The 18,616-nt window shown below is 65.2% G+C and carries 13 protein-coding genes; 8 read left to right on the forward strand and 5 right to left on the reverse strand.

From position 1 onward, the window contains the following. The first annotated feature begins 3 nt into the window (after positions 1 to 3). Complete coding sequence (gene gcvPA / locus AACH40_RS07025; protein ID WP_338645093.1) at positions 4 to 1,362, forward strand: aminomethyl-transferring glycine dehydrogenase subunit GcvPA; 1,359 nt, start codon at positions 4 to 6, stop codon at positions 1,360 to 1,362. Then, positions 1,359 to 2,921 (forward strand): aminomethyl-transferring glycine dehydrogenase subunit GcvPB, encoded by a 1,563-nt coding sequence (gene gcvPB, locus AACH40_RS07030; protein ID WP_338645095.1) that lies wholly within the window; start codon positions 1,359 to 1,361, stop codon positions 2,919 to 2,921. The genes gcvPA and gcvPB overlap by 4 nt, the downstream gene beginning before the upstream one ends. A 63-nt stretch (positions 2,922 to 2,984) precedes the next feature. On the opposite strand, the gene AACH40_RS07035 is transcribed toward gcvPB, so the two are convergent. Next, positions 2,985 to 3,122: an Entericidin EcnA/B family protein gene (locus AACH40_RS07035; RefSeq protein WP_169494100.1), complete on the reverse strand. Its 138-nt coding sequence runs from the start codon at positions 3,120 to 3,122 to the stop codon at positions 2,985 to 2,987. 155 nt (positions 3,123 to 3,277) lie between these two features. On the opposite strand from AACH40_RS07035, the gene AACH40_RS07040 reads away from it, so the two are divergent. Beyond that, complete coding sequence (locus tag AACH40_RS07040; RefSeq protein WP_338645097.1) at positions 3,278 to 4,837, forward strand: fatty acid--CoA ligase; 1,560 nt, start codon at positions 3,278 to 3,280, stop codon at positions 4,835 to 4,837. Positions 4,838 to 4,880: 43 nt separating this feature from the next. Here AACH40_RS07040 and AACH40_RS07045 read toward each other — a convergent pair whose 3' ends face one another. Continuing rightward, complete coding sequence (locus AACH40_RS07045) at positions 4,881 to 5,777, reverse strand: DMT family transporter (RefSeq protein ID WP_338645099.1); 897 nt, start codon at positions 5,775 to 5,777, stop codon at positions 4,881 to 4,883. Between the two features lie 54 nt (positions 5,778 to 5,831). Continuing rightward, a complete protein-coding gene (locus tag AACH40_RS07050; RefSeq protein ID WP_169494102.1) occupies positions 5,832 to 7,382 on the reverse strand; it encodes a CpaF family protein in 1,551 nt (516 codons plus the stop codon). Between the two features lie 115 nt (positions 7,383 to 7,497). Here AACH40_RS07050 and AACH40_RS07055 point away from each other — a divergent pair, with 115 nt between their 5' ends. After that, positions 7,498 to 7,806 (forward strand): HNH endonuclease, encoded by a 309-nt coding sequence (locus AACH40_RS07055; protein ID WP_338645101.1) that lies wholly within the window; start codon positions 7,498 to 7,500, stop codon positions 7,804 to 7,806. A gap of 2 nt (positions 7,807 to 7,808) precedes the next feature. Here the strand turns inward: AACH40_RS07055 and AACH40_RS07060 are convergent, their stop codons facing one another. Both AACH40_RS07060 and AACH40_RS07065 read right to left on the reverse strand, forming a co-directional pair. Next, positions 7,809 to 9,296 (reverse strand): MFS transporter, encoded by a 1,488-nt coding sequence (locus tag AACH40_RS07060; protein WP_338645103.1) that lies wholly within the window; start codon positions 9,294 to 9,296, stop codon positions 7,809 to 7,811. Between the two features lie 148 nt (positions 9,297 to 9,444). Beyond that, a complete protein-coding gene (locus tag AACH40_RS07065; protein WP_169494105.1) occupies positions 9,445 to 10,479 on the reverse strand; it encodes a LacI family DNA-binding transcriptional regulator in 1,035 nt (344 codons plus the stop codon). A gap of 253 nt (positions 10,480 to 10,732) precedes the next feature. On the opposite strand from AACH40_RS07065, the gene AACH40_RS07070 reads away from it, so the two are divergent. The 4 genes from AACH40_RS07070 to AACH40_RS07085 all read left to right on the forward strand — a co-directional run bounded on the left by AACH40_RS07070 (position 10,733) and on the right by AACH40_RS07085 (position 18,615). Continuing rightward, positions 10,733 to 13,528 carry a TonB-dependent receptor gene (locus tag AACH40_RS07070; protein ID WP_169494106.1) on the forward strand — a complete coding sequence of 932 codons (2,796 nt, stop codon included), beginning with the start codon at positions 10,733 to 10,735 and terminating at the stop codon, positions 13,526 to 13,528. Positions 13,529 to 13,667: 139 nt separating this feature from the next. After that, positions 13,668 to 15,146 carry a tryptophan halogenase family protein gene (locus AACH40_RS07075; protein WP_338645955.1) on the forward strand — a complete coding sequence of 493 codons (1,479 nt, stop codon included), beginning with the start codon at positions 13,668 to 13,670 and terminating at the stop codon, positions 15,144 to 15,146. Next, complete coding sequence (locus tag AACH40_RS07080; protein ID WP_338645106.1) at positions 15,143 to 16,975, forward strand: alpha-amylase family glycosyl hydrolase; 1,833 nt, start codon at positions 15,143 to 15,145, stop codon at positions 16,973 to 16,975. Before AACH40_RS07075 ends, AACH40_RS07080 begins: the two co-directional genes overlap by 4 nt. Next, positions 16,972 to 18,615, forward strand: coding sequence for an alpha-amylase family glycosyl hydrolase (locus AACH40_RS07085; RefSeq protein ID WP_338645108.1), 1,644 nt, complete (start codon positions 16,972 to 16,974; stop codon positions 18,613 to 18,615). The genes AACH40_RS07080 and AACH40_RS07085 overlap by 4 nt, the downstream gene beginning before the upstream one ends. Position 18,616 lies beyond the last annotated feature (1 nt).

The raw sequence follows: 18,616 nt of genomic DNA on the forward strand, positions 1-18,616 counted from the left end.
CCGATGCGCTATCTTCCCCTCAACGATGCGGACCGCGCGGCGATGCTCGAGCGCGTCGGCGCAGGTTCGATAGAGGACCTGTTCGTCGACGTGCCGGCGGAGGCGCGGCTGGCAGGGCCGGTGCCGGGCCTGCCGATGCACGCCAGCGAAATGGCGGTCGAGCGCCACATGGCGCGGCTTTCGGGTGAGAGCCTGACTGCGGGCGAGGCGCCGTTCTTCCTTGGCGCGGGCGCTTACCGCCACCACGTGCCGGCGAGCGTGGATCATCTGATCCAGCGCGGCGAGTTCCTGACCGCCTACACGCCGTACCAGCCCGAAATCGCGCAGGGCACGCTGCAGGTTCTGTTCGAATTCCAGACGCAGGTGGCGCGCCTGTTCGGTACCGACGTTGCCAACGCATCGCTCTACGACGGGTCGACCGCGTGCTGGGAAGCGATAACGATGGCCGGCCGCGTGACCAAGCGGAAGAAGGCGGTGCTTTCGGGCGGCGTGCACCCGCATTATGTCGAGACGGCGCGCACGATGGCTAAGTTCACCGGCGACACGCTGGTGACGCGGCAGCCCGAGCTGGTCGCGGCGAGCGATGACGATGCGGTGATCGCCGACATCGATGGCGAGACCGCGTGCGTGGTGGTGCAGTATCCCGACGTTCTCGGGCGCATTCCCGACGTCGCCCGGATCGCGCAGGCGGCCCAGGCCAAGGGCGCGCTGCTGATCGTGGTGGTGACCGAGCCGGTCGCGCTGGGCCTGCTCGAAAGCCCCGGTGCGCTGGGTGCCGATATCGTGGTGGGCGAAGGCCAGTCGCTCGGCGTCGGCCTGCAGTTCGGCGGACCGTACCTGGGCCTGTTCGGGTGCCGCGAGAAGTATGTGCGCCAGATGCCGGGCCGCCTGTGCGGCGAAACGCTCGACGCCGATGGCAAGCGCGGCTTCGTGCTGACGCTGTCGACGCGTGAGCAGCACATCCGGCGCGAGAAGGCGACGAGCAACATCTGCACGAACTCCGGTCTTTGTGCGCTGGCCTTCTCTATCCACATGACGCTGCTGGGCGGCAAGGGTCTTGAAAAGATGGCCAAGCTGAGCCGCATCCGTGCGGCGCAGACGGCGCAAGCCTTGGCCAAGGTGCCCGGCGTGAAGATCGTGAACGACAGCTATTTCAATGAGTTCGCAGTCGTTCTTCCCAAGGATGCGCGCGCCGTGGTGCGCTCGCTTGCCGACAAGGGCGTGCTTGGCGGCGTGTCGCTGGGCAGGCTTTACCCAGGAGCCGAGGCGCTTTCGGGCGGGTTGCTGGTGACGGCGACCGAATGCACGACGGCGGACGATATCGCGGCGCTTGTCTCCGCACTCGAGGAGGTGCTGGCATGAACGAGATCAACCCCTCGGGCTGGCGCCCGGCGATGCGCGAATCCGGCGTTCCGGCCTCGGCAATCGAGACGTTCACCGGCAACCGCGCGCTGCAGCTGGAAGAAGCGCTGATCTTCGAGATCGGCAATCTGGAGCATTGCGGCGTCGACTTCGATGAGGACGACTTCGACGAGACGCTGCTGGCTGGCCTGCCATCGCGCCGCAGCGCGCCGGTTGACCTGCCCGGGCTGACCGAGCCGGAAGCCGTGCGCCACTACACGCGGCTGTCGCGCCAGAACTATGCGATCGACCTGGGCCTGTTCCCGCTGGGGTCGTGCACGATGAAGCACAATCCGCGCCTTGACGAAAAGGTCGCGCGGATGCCGGGCTTTGCCGATGTGCATCCGCTGCAGCCGCAGTCGACGGTGCAGGGCGCGCTCAAGGTGATGAACGAGCTGGCGCAGTGGCTGATCACGCTGACCGGCATGCACGGCGTGGCGATGACGCCCAAGGCCGGCGCGCATGGCGAGCTTTGTGGCCTGCTGTGCATCCGTGCCGCGCTGGAAGCGCGGGGCGATGCGCGCGAGGTGATCCTGGTGCCCGAGAGCGCGCACGGGACCAACCCGGCGACGGCGGCCTTCGCCGGCTACCGCGTCGAGAACATCCCCGCGACCGCTGACGGCCGCGTCGATGTCGCGGCGCTGACCGCACGGCTGGGGCCGGACGTTGCGGGGGTGATGATCACCAATCCCAACACTTGCGGCCTGTTCGAACGCGATCTCAAGACGATCTCGGACGCGGTGCATGCGGCGGGCGGCTTCGTCTATTGCGACGGCGCCAACTTCAACGCCATCGTCGGGCGCGTGCGTCCGGGCGACCTGGGCGTCGATGCGATGCACATCAACCTGCACAAGACCTTCTCAACGCCGCACGGCGGGGGCGGACCGGGCTCGGGACCGGTGGTGCTGTCCGAAGCGCTGGCGCCGTTCGGGCCGCTGCCGTTCACCGCGCGCCAGGTGGATGGTACTGTCCATCTGGTCGAGGAAGAAACCGCGGCGGAGGAAGGCCACGGGCAGGCGTTTGGGCGGATGTGCGCGTTCCATGGGCAGATGGGCATGTACACCCGCGCGCTCGCCTATATCCTGAGCCATGGCGCCGATGGCCTGCGGCAGGTTTCGGGCGATGCGGTGCTCAATGCCAACTATGTGCTGCGCAGTCTCGACGACGTGCTCGATGCGCCGTTCGGCGCGGCGGGGCCCTGCATGCATGAGGCGCTGTTCAGCGACGATGGCTTTGCCGAAGGCTTTTCGACGCTGGACCTTGCCAAGGGGCTGATCGACGAGGGATTCCACCCGATGACGGTGTACTTCCCGCTGGTGGTCCATGGCGCGATGCTGGTCGAACCGACCGAGACCGAAAGCAAGCGCAGCCTTGACCAGTTCATCGGCGCGATGCGTTCGCTGGCCGAACGGGCGCGGGCAGGGGACGAGACGCTGAAGTCCGCACCGCACCTTGCGCCGCGACGGCGACTGGATGAAACGCTGGCGGCGCGCAAGCCCAAGCTGGTGTGGAAAACCTGAAACGAGAAAGCCCCCGCGCCGGTTGCGACGCGGGGGCTTTTCCCTTGGGCTGGAACCCGGACGTTACTTTCCGTTGATGGCATCCTCGGTCGACTGGCTCGCCGACTGGAGATCCTTGCCCGCACCCTTGACGGTGTTGCAGGCCGAAGCCGAAAGCACCAGACCGCCCAGCGCGGCGGCAAAAAGCATCTTGCGAACCATCGCGTTTGCTCCTTTAATCGGATAATTAACAGGCGATGGATCGGGGCGCTTGAGGGAGCGGTCCGGTCCGTCGCTGCTTGTTCCGTTGGTTAGACGGGGCAAGAACGATTGCAGCCCGCGCGGGTTCCGATGACGGGTACGGAGAGGATGAGCCGATGCGTGAAACCGCAGATTTCCTGACGTTCGACGAGCATTTCAAGCACTGGGCCAGCGACCGCCCGGATGCCGTGGCGATGGAGCAGGGCGATCGCCTGACTACTTACGCCGAACTGGAGGTCATCTCGCGCCGGATCGCTGCGTTCCTCGAATCGAAGGGCGTGAAGAAGGGCGACCGCATCGCCTGGATCGGCAAGAACGATGACCTGTACTTCCAGCTGCTGCTGAGCGCGGGCCGCATCGGCGTGGTGATGGCGCCGATCGGGTGGCGCCTCGCTCCGCTGGAAATGATCTACATCCTCAACGACACCGGCACGAAGCTGGCGGTGCTGGGCGAGGAGTTTGTTGGGCTTGCCGATCAGCTGAAGGAAAAGTGCCCGGCGCTCGAGCATGTTCTGGGCGAATCCGAAGCGCGCGCCGCGATCATGGCGACGCCGCCGGCCGACGAGATCGTGCCGGCCGGCCCCGAGGATGCGTTCCTGCAGCTTTATACCTCCGGCACGACCGGCAATCCCAAGGGCGCTGTGCTGTGCCAGCGCAACATGTTCGGGCTGCGCAAGGCGAGCCTGGAAGCAGGGCTGCCCTGGGCCGAATGGGACAAGGACGAGGCGATCCTGGTCTGCATGCCCTGCGCCCACATCGGCGGGACGGGCCTTGGCACGATGGCGTTCAGCGCCGGCGTGCGCGGCATCATCCACGCCGAATTCACGGCCGAAGGCGCGCTGACGGCAATCGGGCAGGGGATCACCCGCTTCTTCATCGTTCCCGCCGCGCTGCAGATGCTGATCCAGCACCCGCTGGCCGCTCAGACCGATTTCAGCAAGCTCAAGTACGTGATGTACGGCGCGGCTCCGATCCCGCTCGAACTGCTGCGCGAAGCGTGCCAGACGATCCCCAACGCCGGTTTCATGCAGTGCTACGGCATGACCGAGACGACCGGCACGGTGGTTTCGCTGGTGCCCGACGATCACGACCTGAACGGCAGCCCCAAGATGCGTTCGGCGGGGCGGGCCAATCCCGGCGTCGAAGTGCGCATCGTCGATCCGGATGGCAACGAAGTGCCGCGCGGGACGGTGGGCGAGATCGAAACGCGGTCGGCCAACAACATGCTCGGCTACTGGAACCTGCCCGAAGCGACCGCCAAGACGCTGTCCGAGGACGGCTGGGTGCGCACGGGCGATGCCGCCTACATGGATGAAGAAGGCTACATCTACATCCAGGACCGCATCAAGGACATGATCATCTCGGGCGGCGAGAACGTCTATCCGGCGCAGGTCGAAAGCGCGATCTATGGTCACCCGGACGTTGCGGAAGTGGCGGTGATCGGCGTTCCCGATCCCAAGTGGGGCGAAGCGGTCAAGGCCGTCTGCGCGCCGAAGCCCGGGCACACCATCGATCCTGCCAGCGTGATCGAATGGACGCGCGAGCGGCTCGCCGGGTTCAAGGTGCCCAAGTCGGTCGACATCATCGACGCGCTGCCGCGCAACCCTTCGGGCAAGATCCTGCGACGCAACCTGCGCGAGCCGTATTGGGAAGGCATGGATCGCCGCGTGAACTGATCGCCGTGCCCGCCCTGGCGCGCGCCAGCGCCGAGGGCGGGGCTCATGCGTTGAGCAGGGCGGCGCGTTCCTTGGACAGGGCATGTTCGCGCCAAGCGATGATCAGGCCCGCGGCACAGATCAGCGGCGCGCCGGTCCAGGTCGTGGCGGGGGGCAGGTTGCCGAAGAACACCGCGCCCCACAGCGTTGCCCAGCCGAATTGCGAGTAATCCATCACGATCACGCTCGACACGGCGCCTAGGCGCAGTGCGGCGGTCATCAGGATCTGCGCGAAGAGGCCGGAAACGCCAATCCCGGCGAGCATGGCCCATTGAACCGCATCGTGGTGCACGCCGGTGCGCAGCAGGAACAGCGCGAGCACCGGCGCGCTCATCGCCGAGAACCAGAACACCACGGTCAGCGGCTCCTCCGTCCGCCCCAGATCGCGCAGCTGGATCGAGACGAGCGCGACGAAGAAGGCCGCGCCGATGCCGACGGCAAGGCCGAACAGGGGCAGATGGCCGCGGTCAGGCCCGGCAATGACGATCACGCCGGTCAGCCCGAGCGCGACGGCGGTCCAGCGCCATGGGCCGACATGCTCCTTGAGCATCACAGCCGACAGGATCACGGCGAAGATTGGCGCGGTGAAGCCGAGCACGGTGGATTCGGCCAGCGGCAGGATCTGCACCACGCCCAGCGTCATGAACATGCCGGTCGTGCCGATCGCCGCGCGGCGGGCGTGAATCCAGGGGCGCTTGGTTGCCAGGCGGCCGAGCTGGCCTTTCCCGGCAAGCCAGATCGCGAGGAGCAGCGCCGGTATCGCCTGCCGCCAGAACATCGTTTCGGGCAGGGATACGCCGCGCTCCCCGGTCATCTTGACGAGAAGCAGCATCACCGAGAGCATCAGCATGGCTGCCAGGCGCAGCGCAAGCGCGAGCATCGGGCGTTGGGCAACGGGCATGGGGGCAGGCCTTAGGCCCCGCGCGACCGTGCGCAAGGCCCTAATGCAGCGGTGTCAGAGGCAGGCTTCGAGATAAGCCTGGTCGAACCCGAACTGCCGCGCCTTTTCCAGCGTATAGGGGCGCAGGCCCGACGGGCGGAATTCGCCGATGATCTTACCGTCGTCGGTTTCGTCGAGGTATTCGAACTTGAACAGTTCCTGCGTCACGATCACATCGCCTTCCATCCCGATCACCTCGGTGATGTTGGTGGTGCGGCGCGAACCGTCGCGCAGGCGCTTGACCTGCACGATCAGGTCGACCGATTCCGCGATCTGGCGGCTGATGGCTTCCTTGGGGATCTTGATGTCGCCCATCAGGATCATGTTTTCCATACGGCCCAGGCATTCACGCGGGCTGTTGGCGTGGAGCGTACACATCGAGCCATCGTGGCCGGTGTTCATTGCGGCAAGCAGGTCGAAGCACTCCGCGCCACGAATTTCGCCCAGGATGATACGGTCAGGACGCATACGCAGCGCGTTCTTCACGAGGTCGCCAATGGTGATCGCACCTTGGCCTTCAAGGTTCGGCGGGCGGGTTTCGAGCGGCAGCCAGTGCGGCTGCTGCAAGCGAAGTTCGGCGGCGTCTTCGATGGTCAGCACGCGCTCGCCCGGATCGATCATCTTCGACAGGGCGTTGAGCATCGTGGTCTTGCCCGAACCGGTACCTCCCGAGATGACGATGTTCATGCGGCACGCACCGGCGATTTTCAGCGCCGTCGCCATCTTGTCGCTCATAGAACCAAAATCACGCAGCATGTCGATCGTGATCGGCTTTTCGGAGAACTTACGAATGGAGATGGCGGTGCCGCGAAGCGAGAGCGGCGGCACGATCACGTTGACGCGGCTGCCGTCCTTGAGGCGGGCGTCGGCCAGCGGCGTGGTCTGGTCGACGCGGCGGCCGACCTGGTTGACGATGCGCTGCGCAATCTGGAACAGGTGGCTTTCGTCGCGGAAGCGGATCGGCGCGAGTTGGAGCTTGCCCTTCTTTTCGATGTAGGTCTGCTCGGGCCCGTTGACCATGATATCCGACACGTCGGGGTCGTTCAGCAGCTCTTCGAGCGGACCGAAGCCGAGCAGTTCGTCGATCAGCACCTTTTCCAGCGCGAACTGTTCGCGCCGGTTGAGGGTGACCTTCAGCTCGGCCAGCACTTCCATGATGATCGGGCGGAATTCTTCCGACAGTTCTTCCTTGGTGAGCGTGGCGGCGGCTTCGGGATCGACGCGTTCGAGCAGGCGCGGCAGCACCTGTTCCTTGATCTTGTGGACCGAGGCTTCGAAGCCTTCGGCCTGGTACTGGTTGTCGACGACCGCGTTGGCGCGATCGGCGAGGCGCGTCATCGCGTCGGCCTTGAGCGCGGCGGCGCTCATCGGCTGGTCGGCGAAATCCATCGGCGGAAGGGGCGGGAACTGATCGCCGCCGCCAAGGGGCACCTGCTGGGGCGCCGGCGTCTGCAGGCTTTGCGGCGACGAGGCCGTTTCACCACCCTTCATCGGGCGTGCGACGCCGAAGGCGGGACGCCCCGCTGCGGAGCCGCCGATGCCAGGCTTGCGACCAAATGCGCTCATCAGAACCGTTTCCCGTACCCTTTGACCGACATGCCAGCCCTTTGGTCAGCAGTCGGTATCGTGACATGGTGAATACGCTGGAAAGGTTCAGGATTCCCTAACCGGGATGGATTCGATGGCAACGAGCGAGCAAAACGGACGAGGCGCGGCGGGCGGGGCGCAGAGTTGCTGGCTTTGCACGCGACCGCTGGGCCGCACGGTGGAATGGCACCACCCGGTGCCCAAGTCCCGCGGCGGGAAGATGACCGCACCGGTTCACCCGATTTGCCATCGCACGCTGCATGCAACGTTTACCAATGCCGAACTCGCGCGGTTCGGCGATGACGCGCTGGCGCTGAGGGGAAGGGTGGAGCTCCAGCCTTTCCTGCGCTGGATCGCCTCCAAGCCCCCCGATTTTCATGCGCCGACGGCGCGGCGGAAGTGAGGTCAGGTCGCTTCGCGAATGCGCAGGGTTGCGAGTGCTGCGGCAAGCATGACCAGTGCGGCGACCAGCATTGTCCAGACCGGCTCGGTCGGGAAGAAGCTGCGGATGACTTCACCCATCACCGTCGCAACCAGCAGCTGCGGCAGCACGATGAAGAAGTTGAACACCCCGATGTAGATGCCGAACTTGCGCGGCGGCAGCACGCTGGTGAGGATGACGTAGGGCATGCCGAGGATCGAGGCCCAGGCAAGTCCCACCAACGCCATCGGTACGAGCAGCAGCGTCTTGTCGCGGATCACAAGCATCAGCGCAAAAGCTACGGCGCCTGCGGTCAGGCAGACCATGTGCGTTTTCACGTTGCCGATGCGTCGGGCCATCACTGGCAGCAGGAACGCGGCAAGCGCGGCAACGCCGTTGTAGAAGGCGAACATCACGCCAACCCAGTCCGCGCCCGCGTTGTATGCGGCGCTGGTGGTGTCGGTCGAATGGAACACATACTGCGTGACCACCGGCGTGGTGTAGATCCACAGCACGAACAGCGCGGTCCATGTGAAGAATTGCGCCAGCGCCAGCTGCTTCATCTGCGCCGGCATCTGGGCCAGGTCGCTCATGATATGGGCGACCGCCCCGGTGGAGCGACGCGCGCGGGAGATTACCTGAGCGAGGCCGAACGCGACCATCCCGCCACCCAGCACGAGCAGCTGCTTGTCGAGCCCAGCGGCGATCACCAACGCCAGCAGGGCGACGCCGGCCACCGCCCAAAGCGCACCGCGTGCCGGATAGACCAGCGGTTCGGCGGCATGGTCCGCATCGGCCGCACGGCCCTCGAAGGCGGCCATCTGGTCAGGGCTGTATTCGCGGGTGGTGAACGCTGTCCACGCCACGGCGAGCACGATCGATGCCGCGCCGAGCAGGAAGCTCGCACGGACTGACGGCGGGATCACCCCTTCAGGCGCAGTATTGGCAATGCCCATCGCGGTGAAGAGTGCTGGAGCGAGGCTGCCGATGACCGCGCCCGCCCCGATGAAACAGGTCTGGATTGCGAACCCTTTTGCGCGCTGTTCGGGCGGCGTCATGTCTCCGACAAATGCGCGAAAAGGTTCCATCGATACGTTGAGCGAGGCATCGAGAAGCCAGAGGAATGCAGCAGCCAGCAGCAGCGCTCCTGCATAGGGCAGGCCGACGAGCGCAAGCCCGGCCAGCAGCGCGCCCGCCATGAAATAGGGCCGGCGCCGTCCGAACCGGCCCCAGGTCCGGTCCGAGAAGTGGCCGATCAGCGGCTGGACCAAGAGGCCGGTGACCGGGCCCGCGATCCACAGGAACGCAAGGTCGTCAACATTGCTGCCCAGCGACTGGAAGATGCGGCTGACGTTGGCGTTCTGCAGGCCGAACGCGATCTGGATGCCGAAGAAGCCGAAGCTGATGTTCCACAGCCCCGCAAAGCTCTGGCGCGGCTTGGCGGTAGGAACGATGGCGCTGGCGGTGGTCATGGCGTCTCCCGGCCGGACATCGCGCGCAGCAAGCGCGGCGTGCCCGTTTTCTGACGCGGGGATTGCACGATCAGGACCGGGCGGCAATCGCATTGCATACGAATACCATTCCGATGCATGGCGGAAATCCGCGGATTTTGGAAAGGATTCAGCCCCCGCTGCTGGCGCGAACGACTAGGCGGGTGGGCAAGACCGCAGGCGGCGGCGGACGGTCCTCGATCTGCGCCAGGACGGTTTCGACCAGCGCTTCGCCGGCGTGGCGCATGTCCTGCATCACGGTGGTGAGCGGGGGGCTGGTGTGGCTGGCTGCGGGCAGATCGTCGAAACCAACCAGCGCGACGTCGCCCGGCACCGAAAGGCCCGCTTCGCCCAGCGCGCGCAAGGCGCCGATCGCGATCAGATCGCTCGCCGCAAAGATCGCATCGAACGGTTTTCCGCGCGCGATCAGCTTTTTGGCCGCTTCGTAGCCCAGCTCCTCGGACGAGATGACATCGACGGCCAGTTGCGGGTCCGGCTTGACCCCCGCGGTCTGCATCGCGCGCAAAAGGCCGGCGTAGCGCTGTTCGAATTCGGGATAGTGCGAATCCGCCTGGCCGAGGAAAGCGATGGCGCGGCGGCCACGCGCGAGCAGGTGTTCGCCCACCAGCCGGCCGGCCCCGAAGTTGTCGCTGCCGATGGTTGCGCCGATCGTCGCCTGGTCGACCGACCCCCAGCGTACGAAATGCGTACCGCTGCGCATCAGTTGACGCAGGCGCGCTTCGTAAAGCGTGTAGTCGCCGTAGCCGAGCAGGATCAGGCCGTCGGCGCGGTGGCTTTCCTGGTATTTCTTGTGCCAGTCGTCATCGAGTTTCTGGAACGAGATCAGCAGATCGAGCCCGCGCGCGGCGCAATGGCGGGTGATCGAGCCGAGCATCGACAGGAAGAACGGATTGATGTTCGATTCATCGGGCGTCGGGTCTTCGAAGAACAGCAACGCCAAGGTGTTCGATCGCTGCGAGCGCAACGAGGACGCGTTCTTGTCGACGGTGTAGTTGAGCTGGCGCGCGATCGCCTCGATCTTCTGGCGCGTGGCGAGGCTGACCGCCTTGCTGCCGCGCAGGGCACGGCTGACCGTGGGCTGGGAGACGCCCGCAAGGTATGCGATGTCGAAGCTTGTCGGCTTGTTAGACGGACGGCGCCCCATCTGCGTCTCTCCCCTTATGGATCAAAAGATTAGACCTCCGTTTCGGACCTTGCAACGTTGATCGGCAGCAAACCATTGCTCGATGGTATACGTATGCCATGTTCGCGGCGCGAGCCTGCAGGCGTAGTTGGCATTTCGGAGAGGATGCGAACCTGAAACGCTGCGGCACGATGGCCGCATCCCCTTCGCTATGGCGCCATGCGCCGACAGGGTTCAGGCCGGCGGAGTCCGGTTGGGGGAGTAGACCAGCACCATGAATAAGCACGCAATTACTGCAGGTCGCATCGGCGGATCGCTGCTTGCACTCAGCGTCGCGCTCGTCGCCGCGCCGGCTTTCGCGCAGGCCGCACCGCAGGCCGACGCGGCCGCACCGGCCGATGACGGCGCCATCGTCGTCACCGGCATCCGCGCCTCGCTCAACGCGGCGGCCGCGATCAAGCGCACCAGCCCCGCCATCGTCGAAGCGGTGTCCGCCGAAGACATCGGCAAGCTGCCCGACGTGTCGATCGCCGACTCGCTGGCGCGTCTGCCCGGCGTCACCTCGCAGCGTCTCGAAGGTCGCGACCAGCGCCTGTCGATCCGCGGCCTCGGTCCCGATTTCTCGACCACGCTGCTCAACGGGCGCGAACAGGTCACCGTCGGCGACAATCGCGGCGTCGAATACGACCAGTATCCGAGCGAGTTCTTCAAGAACGTCGTCGTCCACAAGGCCGCCGATCCTTCGCTGATCGCCGCTGGCATCGCCGGCACCGTCGATCTTCGCATGCTGCGCCCGTTGGCACAGCAGGACCGCATCGTCGCGCTGCAGCTGCGCGGCCAGATGAACGGCATCAAGAAGCTGAACCCCGATGGAAGCCGCTATGGCTACCGCGCCTCGGCGGCCTATGTCGACAAGTTCGCCGACGACACCTTCGGCATCGCCATCGGCGTTTCGGCGACCGACGCCCCTTCGCAGAACGAGCGCTACAACGCTTGGGGCTTCCCCAACTCGACCGCGACCGGCGGTGCGCTGCTGCTTGGCGGTGCGAAGCCTTACGTGCAGACCAACAAGCTGCAGCGCTATGGCGCGGTGGCGACGCTGGAATATCAGCCGAGCGACAACTTCCACTCGACGCTCGACGTGCTGTACTCGAAGTTCAAGGAAACGCAGCGCCTGCGCGGCATCGAATTCCCGATCGCGCCGGACTGGGGTTCGGGTGCGACCGTGCAGCCGGGCTACACCGTCGACAATGGCCTCGTCACCGACGCCACGATCACGGGCGTCCACGCGGTTCAGCGCAACGATTACAACAAGCGTGATGCCGACAACTTCTCGGTGGGCTGGAACAACGTCATCGGGATCGGTGAAAAGACCCACCTGACCGTGGATGCCAGCTACAGCCACGCCAAGCGCACCGACTTCCTGCTCGAAACCTACACCGGCACCGGCTACGGCGCGACCGGCGCTTCGGACACGCTGCACATTTCGGCGAACAAGAACGGTACGTTCGACATCGTCCCGACGCTGAACTACGCCGATTCCTCGCTGTTCGGCATCACCGATCCGCGTGGCTGGGGCTACAACGGCACCACGGCCGTGGTCCAGGCCGGCTTCCTCAACCGCCCGAGCTTCAAGGACGACCTGTTCGCCCTTCGCGCCAGCCTCGATGGCGAATTCGAAGGCAGCAGCGTGATCAGCGGCTGGGAAGTCGGCGCGAACTACAGCCGTCGCAAGAAGACCTCGGCGTTCAAGTCGTACTTCCTGTGCCCGACAGGCGCCGGCACCGACTGCACCGTTGCCAGCGGCACGACCCAGTTCGCCGCGATCCCGCAGCAGGCCATCGTCGGCTCGGTTCCGCTGGGTTACCTCGGCGTGCCGTCGATGCTCGCGCTCGATCCGCTGTACCTGTACAACAACAGCCTGCAGGGCGTTTACGATAACCGCCCGGTCTCGCTGGTTCGCGACAACTCGGTCACCGAGAAGGTCTGGACCGGCTATGCCATGATCAAGCTTGACGGTGATGTCGGCGGCAAGAAGGTGACCGGCGGCTTCGGCGTCCAGGTCGTCCACACCGACCAGAGCTCGGACGGCTCGATCTCGAACTTCTCGAATGGCGTGGTCACGGTGATCCCGGCTTCGGGCGGCGACAAGTACTGGCGCGTCCTGCCCAGCGCGAACCTGGCGGTGGAAGTGGCCGACGCCAGCTACCTCAAGCTCGCGACCTCGCTGACCATGGTGCGCCCGCGTCTCGACCAGGAGCGCGTGAATCAGGAATTCGGGATCGATCCGTCGAAGCTCGGGTCGACCGACCCGGCCAACAGCGTGTTCAGCTCGAACGGCGGCAACTCGCGCCTGCGCCCGTACAAGTCGTTCAACGTCGATGCCTCGCTCGAGCATTACTTCCCGAAGGGCGGCTACGTCTCGCTGGCAGGCTACTACAAGCGTCTGACCGACTACGTCGATCCGAGCGCCAGCTTCGTCTATGACTTCGCTGCTGCTGCTTCGTCGCTTTCGCCGGCACAGCAGGCCGCGCTCGGCACGACGCTGGGTCTGGTCAAGGCGCCGAACAACGGCGGCAAGGGCAACATCAAGGGCTTCGAAGCAACGCTGTCGCTGCCCTTCTCGCTGCTGACCCCGTCGCTGGATGGCTTCGGCTTCTTCGGTTCGGGATCGTACACCAGCAGCAAGATCACGCTTGCCAGCAACCCAGGCAACCCGATCACCCTGCCGGGTCTGTCGGACTGGGTCGCCAACGCTTCGGTCTACTACGAAAAGAACGGTTTCCAGGTCCGCGCCTCGTACCGTTACCGTTCGAAGTTCCTCGCCGAAGTCGCCGGTCTTTCGGCCAACCCGACCTACCGCACGGCAAAGGCGGAAGGCATTCTCGATGCCCAGATCGGGTATGAGTTCCAGGAAGGCTCGCCGCTCGCCGGCCTGTCGATCCTGGTGCAGGCGAAGAACCTGACCGACCGTCCGTTCATCACCTACCAGAACGACGATCCGCGCCAGGTTATCGACTACCAGCGCTATGGACGCGACTACTACATCGGCCTCAGCTACAAGTTCTGAGGATCGGGTCGCACGGCCGGGCGGGGGTGTGTCCGCACACCGCCGCCCGGCCACACCCAGCGAAGTTCCGGGGAGATTTGCCGTGGCCGAAGTTCAGCCCGTTGAAGTAGTCATCGTCGGCGGCGGGACCGCCGGATGGATGACGGCGGCGGCTTTCGGCCATTTCCTCGACGAAGGAAGCACCGGGCAAGGGTACAAGATCCGCCTTGTCGAATCCGAAACCATCGGGACGATCGGTGTCGGCGAGGCGACCATCCCGCAGATCCGGATGTTCAACCAGGCGCTCGGGATCGACGAGAACGCCTTCATCCGGGCAACGCAGGCTACCTTCAAGCTCGGCATTGAATTCGCCGGCTGGAAAAAGCCGGGTCACAGCTACATGCACGCGTTCGGCGACGTTGGCCGCGCCGTGGGCCTTTGCGCCTTTCACCACGTCTGGTCGCGCGGGGTCCGCCTGGGCCTAGCCGGGCCGACGCACGATTACTGCCTCAACGATATCGTGGCGAAGCAGGACCGGATGCACCGGGGCAGGGCGCTGACCGCGCCGACGGTGCCGGAAATGCCGCACGCCTTCCACTTCGATGCCGGCCTTTATGCCCGCTTCCTGCGCGATTTTGCCGAAGCGCGTGGCGTGCAGCGCATCGAGGGCATGATCGACGAAGTTCTGCGCGATGGCGAAAGCGGCGACGTCACGGCGTTGCGGCTCGCTTCGGGGGAAACGGTTTCGGGCGATCTGTTCATCGATTGCTCGGGCATGCGCGCGCTGCTGATCGGCCAGGCGCTCGGTTCGCCCTACGAGGACTGGAGCCACTGGCTGCCGTGCGACCGGGCGCTAGCCGTGCCCAGCGCGCGGGTAGAGCATTTCACGCCTTACACCCGTTCCACGGCGCACGATGCGGGCTGGCAATGGCGCATTCCGCTACAGCACCGCACCGGCAACGGCCGGGTCTATTGCAGCGCATTCATCAGCGACGACGCGGCGGCAGAAAGCCTGCTCGCGCACCTCGATGCGCCGGCGCTCGACGATCCGCGCCCGATCCGTTTCGTCACGGGCCGTAGGCGCGAGGTCTGGAAGAACAACGTGATTGCCGTGGGGCTGTCGAGCGGTTTCCTCGAACCGTTGGAATCGACCTCGATCCACCTGATCCAGTCGGCGATTTCGCGCATTCTCAAATTCATGCCGGGCAAGGTCACCGCCCAGGCCGAGCGCGATGAATACAATCGCCAGTTCGCTTTCGAGATGGAACGCATCCGCGACTTCATCGTGCTCCACTATACCTTGAACGAGCGCGACGAGCCGTTCTGGCGCGCCTGCCGCGAGATGGAATTGCCCGGCACGCTGGCCGATCGCATCGCGTTGTTCCGCGAAGGCGGGCACATCTTCCGCGATGCCGACGAACTGTTCAGCGAAGTCGCCTGGTTTCAGGTGATGGCGGGGCAGGGGATCGTGCCCGCGCGCAGCCACGGCATGGCCGAGGCGCTCGATGTCAATGACCTGAAGGCCTGGCTCGACACGATCAACGCGCTCTACCAGCGCGAGGCGAGCCGCTATCCAAGCCATGCCGACTATATCGCCCGCAACTGCGCGGCACCTGCCATGACGATGGCTGCGGCATGAAGCGTCTGTTTTCCCTCGCGCTCCCGGTCATCCTTGCGGCGGCTCCTCCCTCCGCTCAGGCGCAAGGCTACCGGGAGCGCACCCCGGCGGGCGAGACCGTCTACTTCGTGCTGCCAGACCGGTTCGAGAACGCCGATCCGAAGAACGATCGCGGCGGGCTGAAAGGCGACAGGCTCGTCACCGGGTTCGATCCCGCAGCGAAGGGCTTCTACCACGGGGGCGATCTTAAGGGCCTCGTCAAGCGGCTGGACTATATCCAGGGCCTTGGCGCGACGGCGCTGTGGGTGGGGCCGATCTTCAAGAACAAGCCGGTGCAGGGGCCGAAAGGCCAGGAAAGCGCAGGCTATCATGGCTACTGGATCACCGATTTTACCCGCGTGGATCCCCACTTTGGCACAAATGCCGATTTCAAGGCGTTGGTCGATGCGGCGCATGCGCGCGGCATGAAGGTCTACATGGACATCATCGCCAACCACACGGCGGACGTGATCCAGTACCGCGAAGCGACGACGGAGGGCTATCCGTACCGCTCGCGCGCGGATTATCCTTATTCGCGCCGTGGCGGACTGGCGGGTGCTGCGATCAACCCGGGTTTTGCCGGTGATGGTGATTCCACAAAGGCCAACTTCGCGAAGCTGACCGATCCGTCGTTCGCCTACACGCCCTATGTGCCCAGGGGCGAGGAACACGCCAAGGTTCCCGACTGGCTCAACAACCCGATCCACTACCACAACCGCGGCAATTCGACTTTCACCGGCGAGAGCAGCCGCTTCGGCGATTTCGTCGGGCTGGACGACCTGTTCACCGAAAGCCCGGTCGTGCGCGACGGGATGATCGCGATCTACGCGAAGTGGATCGAGGACTTCGGCGTCGATGGCTTCCGCATCGATACCGCACGCCATGTCGATCCCGGCTTCTGGCGCGCCTTTATCCCCGCAATGCAGGACGTTGCGCGCAAGCGCGGCATACCGAACTTCCACATCTTCGGGGAAGTGGCGCATGAAAGTCCGGACAACGGCTACATCGCCCAATATACCCGGCGCGATGGCTATCCGGCCGTGCTCGACTTCGCCTTTCAGGGGGCGGTTCGCGCGGTGCTCGGCCAAGGCAAGGGGACCAAGGTCCTCGCCGAAATGTTCGATGGCGATGTGCTTTACGAAGGTGGCGAGAAAGCCGCGCTGGCCATGCCGACCTTCCTTGGCAACCACGACATGGGCCGCTTTTCCACGCTGGTCCGTGCCGATCGTCCCGGCATCGCGGATAAGGAGTTGCTTGACCGCGTCGCCCTGGGGCACGTGATGCTGATGACGCTGCGTGGCTCCCCGGTGATCTACTACGGCGACGAGCAGGGCTTCGTCGGCGATGGCAACGATCAGGATGCGCGCGAGGACATGTTTGCCTCGAAGGTCGCAAGCTACAACGACAATCACCTGCTTGGCAGCACGCGCACGACGGCGCAGGAAAGCTTCGCGCCCGATCATCCGCTCTACAAGCTGATCGGTGAGCTGGGCCGGCTTCGCGCCGCGCATCCCGCGCTCGTCAGCGGCAGGCAGGAAACCCGCAGTTACAGCGAGACGCCGGGGCTGTTCGCGGTATCCCGCTTCGATCCCGTCTCGGGCGCCGAATATCTCGTCGCCTTCAACACCAGCGACCAGCCGATCCACGTGGCAACGACGATCGGAACCGCGGCAACGGGCCTCGAGAGCCTGTTTGGCCAGTGCCCGGCGCACGTCGCCGCGCCCGGATCGGTCGTGCTCGAACTCCCCGCTTTCGGCAGCGTCGTCTGCCGTGCCCATTCCGATCCCTCCCCGGACAAGCCAGGTACATGAAGCAGCCCGCATCCCAGGATTTCATCGCCGTGACCGACCAGCCGCCCGTCGAGCAGCCGTGGTGGCGCGGCGCGGCGATCTACCAGATCTATCCCCGCAGCTTCGCGGATTCCAACGGCGACGGCATCGGCGACCTTCCCGGCATCACCGCGCGCCTCGAACATGTCGCCCGGCTCGGCGCGGATGCGATCTGGATCTCGCCGTTCTTCAAGTCGCCGATGGACGATTTCGGCTATGACGTTGCGGATTACTGCGATGTCGATCCGATCTTTGGCACGTTGGCAGACTTCGATGCACTGGTCGCGCGTGCGCACGAACTGGGACTGAAGGTCACGATCGACCAAGTCTACGCGCACACGTCCGACCAGCACCCGTGGTTTGTCGAAAGCCGCCAGTCGAAGGACAATCCCAAGGCCGACTGGTATGTCTGGGCCGATCCCAAGCCCGATGGTTCGCCGCCATCGAACTGGCAGTCGGTGTTCGGCGGACCTGCCTGGCGCTGGGATGCGCGGCGGTGCCAGTATTACCTGCACAATTTCCTCGCCAGCCAGCCGCAGATGAATGCGCACAATCCCGATGTGCAGCAAGCGCTGCTCGACGTGATGAAGTTCTGGCTGGATCGCGGCGTCGATGGCTTCCGCATCGATGCGCTCAATTTCCTGATGCACGATCCGGCACTGCGCGACAATCCGCCCGCGCCCGAGGACGGCCGCCGCCGCACCCGTCCGTTCGATTACCAGCTCAAGATCTACAACCAGTCGCACCCGGGCATCGTCGGTTTCATCGAGCGTATCCGCCAGCTGTGCGACAGCTATGGCGCGGTGTTCACCGTCGCTGAAGTCGGCGGCGATCTTGCCGAAACCGAGATGAAGGCCTTCACCGCGGGTGAAACGCATCTCAACAGCGCCTACGGCTTCGACTTCCTCTATGCCGACAAGATCACGCCGCAATTCGTCAAGAACGCGCTGGCCAAGTGGCCCGACGAGCCGGGCCTTGGCTGGCCGAGCTGGGCGTTCGAGAACCACGATGCACCGCGTGCGGTCTCCCGCTGGGCGAACCACGAAACGGTCGATGCCTTTGCCCGGATGAAAGCTCTGCTGTTCGCCACGTTGCGCGGCAACATCATCGTCTACCAGGGCGAAGAACTGGGCCTCGATCAGGTCGAGATCCCGTTCGAGCTGCTGCAGGATCCCGAAGCGATCGCCAACTGGCCGCTGACCCTGTCGCGCGACGGAGCCCGCACGCCGCTGCCGTGGATGAGCCAGGACGAACATGGCGGCTTCACCACCGCCACGCCGTGGCTTCCGGTGGGCAGTGGCAACTTGTCGCGCGCGGTCGATCGGCAGGAGGCCGACCCTGCCTCGCTGCTCAATTTGACGACGCGGCTGCTGCATCTGCGGCGCGCGAACCCGGCGCTGCGCTGGGGCGATTTCACCGTGGTCCATGCAGACGACGCGGTGCTCGCGGTGCGGCGCAAATATGGCGAGCAGTCGCTTGTCGGCGTGTTCAATATGGGCGCGCAGCCCCGCGCCGTTCCTGCCGGGTTGACCGGGGGCGGAAACGAATTGGCGTCGGTCAATGGCGCAACGCTGGAGCAGTTGCCGGCATTTGCCGCGCTGCTGGTCGAAGAGAGGATCTAAA

This window comes from Novosphingobium olei (genome assembly GCF_037076535.1).
In the GTDB taxonomy this organism is placed as follows: Bacteria; Pseudomonadota; Alphaproteobacteria; order Sphingomonadales; family Sphingomonadaceae; genus Novosphingobium; species Novosphingobium olei.

Coding starts and splice junctions, on each gene's coding strand:
- AACH40_RS07060 (WP_338645103.1), bottom strand. CDS start 9,296: ATGACCACCGCCAGCGCCATCGTTCCTACCGCCAAGCCGCGCCAGAGC.
- AACH40_RS07085 (WP_338645108.1), top strand. CDS start 16,972: ATGAAGCAGCCCGCATCCCAGGATTTCATCGCCGTGACCGACCAGCCG.
- AACH40_RS07070 (WP_169494106.1), top strand. CDS start 10,733: ATGAATAAGCACGCAATTACTGCAGGTCGCATCGGCGGATCGCTGCTT.
- gcvPB (WP_338645095.1), top strand. CDS start 1,359: ATGAACGAGATCAACCCCTCGGGCTGGCGCCCGGCGATGCGCGAATCC.
- AACH40_RS07075 (WP_338645955.1), top strand. CDS start 13,668: ATGACGGCGGCGGCTTTCGGCCATTTCCTCGACGAAGGAAGCACCGGG.
- AACH40_RS07050 (WP_169494102.1), bottom strand. CDS start 7,382: ATGAGCGCATTTGGTCGCAAGCCTGGCATCGGCGGCTCCGCAGCGGGG.
- AACH40_RS07040 (WP_338645097.1), top strand. CDS start 3,278: ATGCGTGAAACCGCAGATTTCCTGACGTTCGACGAGCATTTCAAGCAC.
- AACH40_RS07055 (WP_338645101.1), top strand. CDS start 7,498: ATGGCAACGAGCGAGCAAAACGGACGAGGCGCGGCGGGCGGGGCGCAG.
- AACH40_RS07045 (WP_338645099.1), bottom strand. CDS start 5,777: ATGCCCGTTGCCCAACGCCCGATGCTCGCGCTTGCGCTGCGCCTGGCA.
- AACH40_RS07065 (WP_169494105.1), bottom strand. CDS start 10,479: ATGGGGCGCCGTCCGTCTAACAAGCCGACAAGCTTCGACATCGCATAC.
- AACH40_RS07080 (WP_338645106.1), top strand. CDS start 15,143: ATGAAGCGTCTGTTTTCCCTCGCGCTCCCGGTCATCCTTGCGGCGGCT.
- gcvPA (WP_338645093.1), top strand. CDS start 4: ATGCGCTATCTTCCCCTCAACGATGCGGACCGCGCGGCGATGCTCGAG.
- AACH40_RS07035 (WP_169494100.1), bottom strand. CDS start 3,122: ATGGTTCGCAAGATGCTTTTTGCCGCCGCGCTGGGCGGTCTGGTGCTT.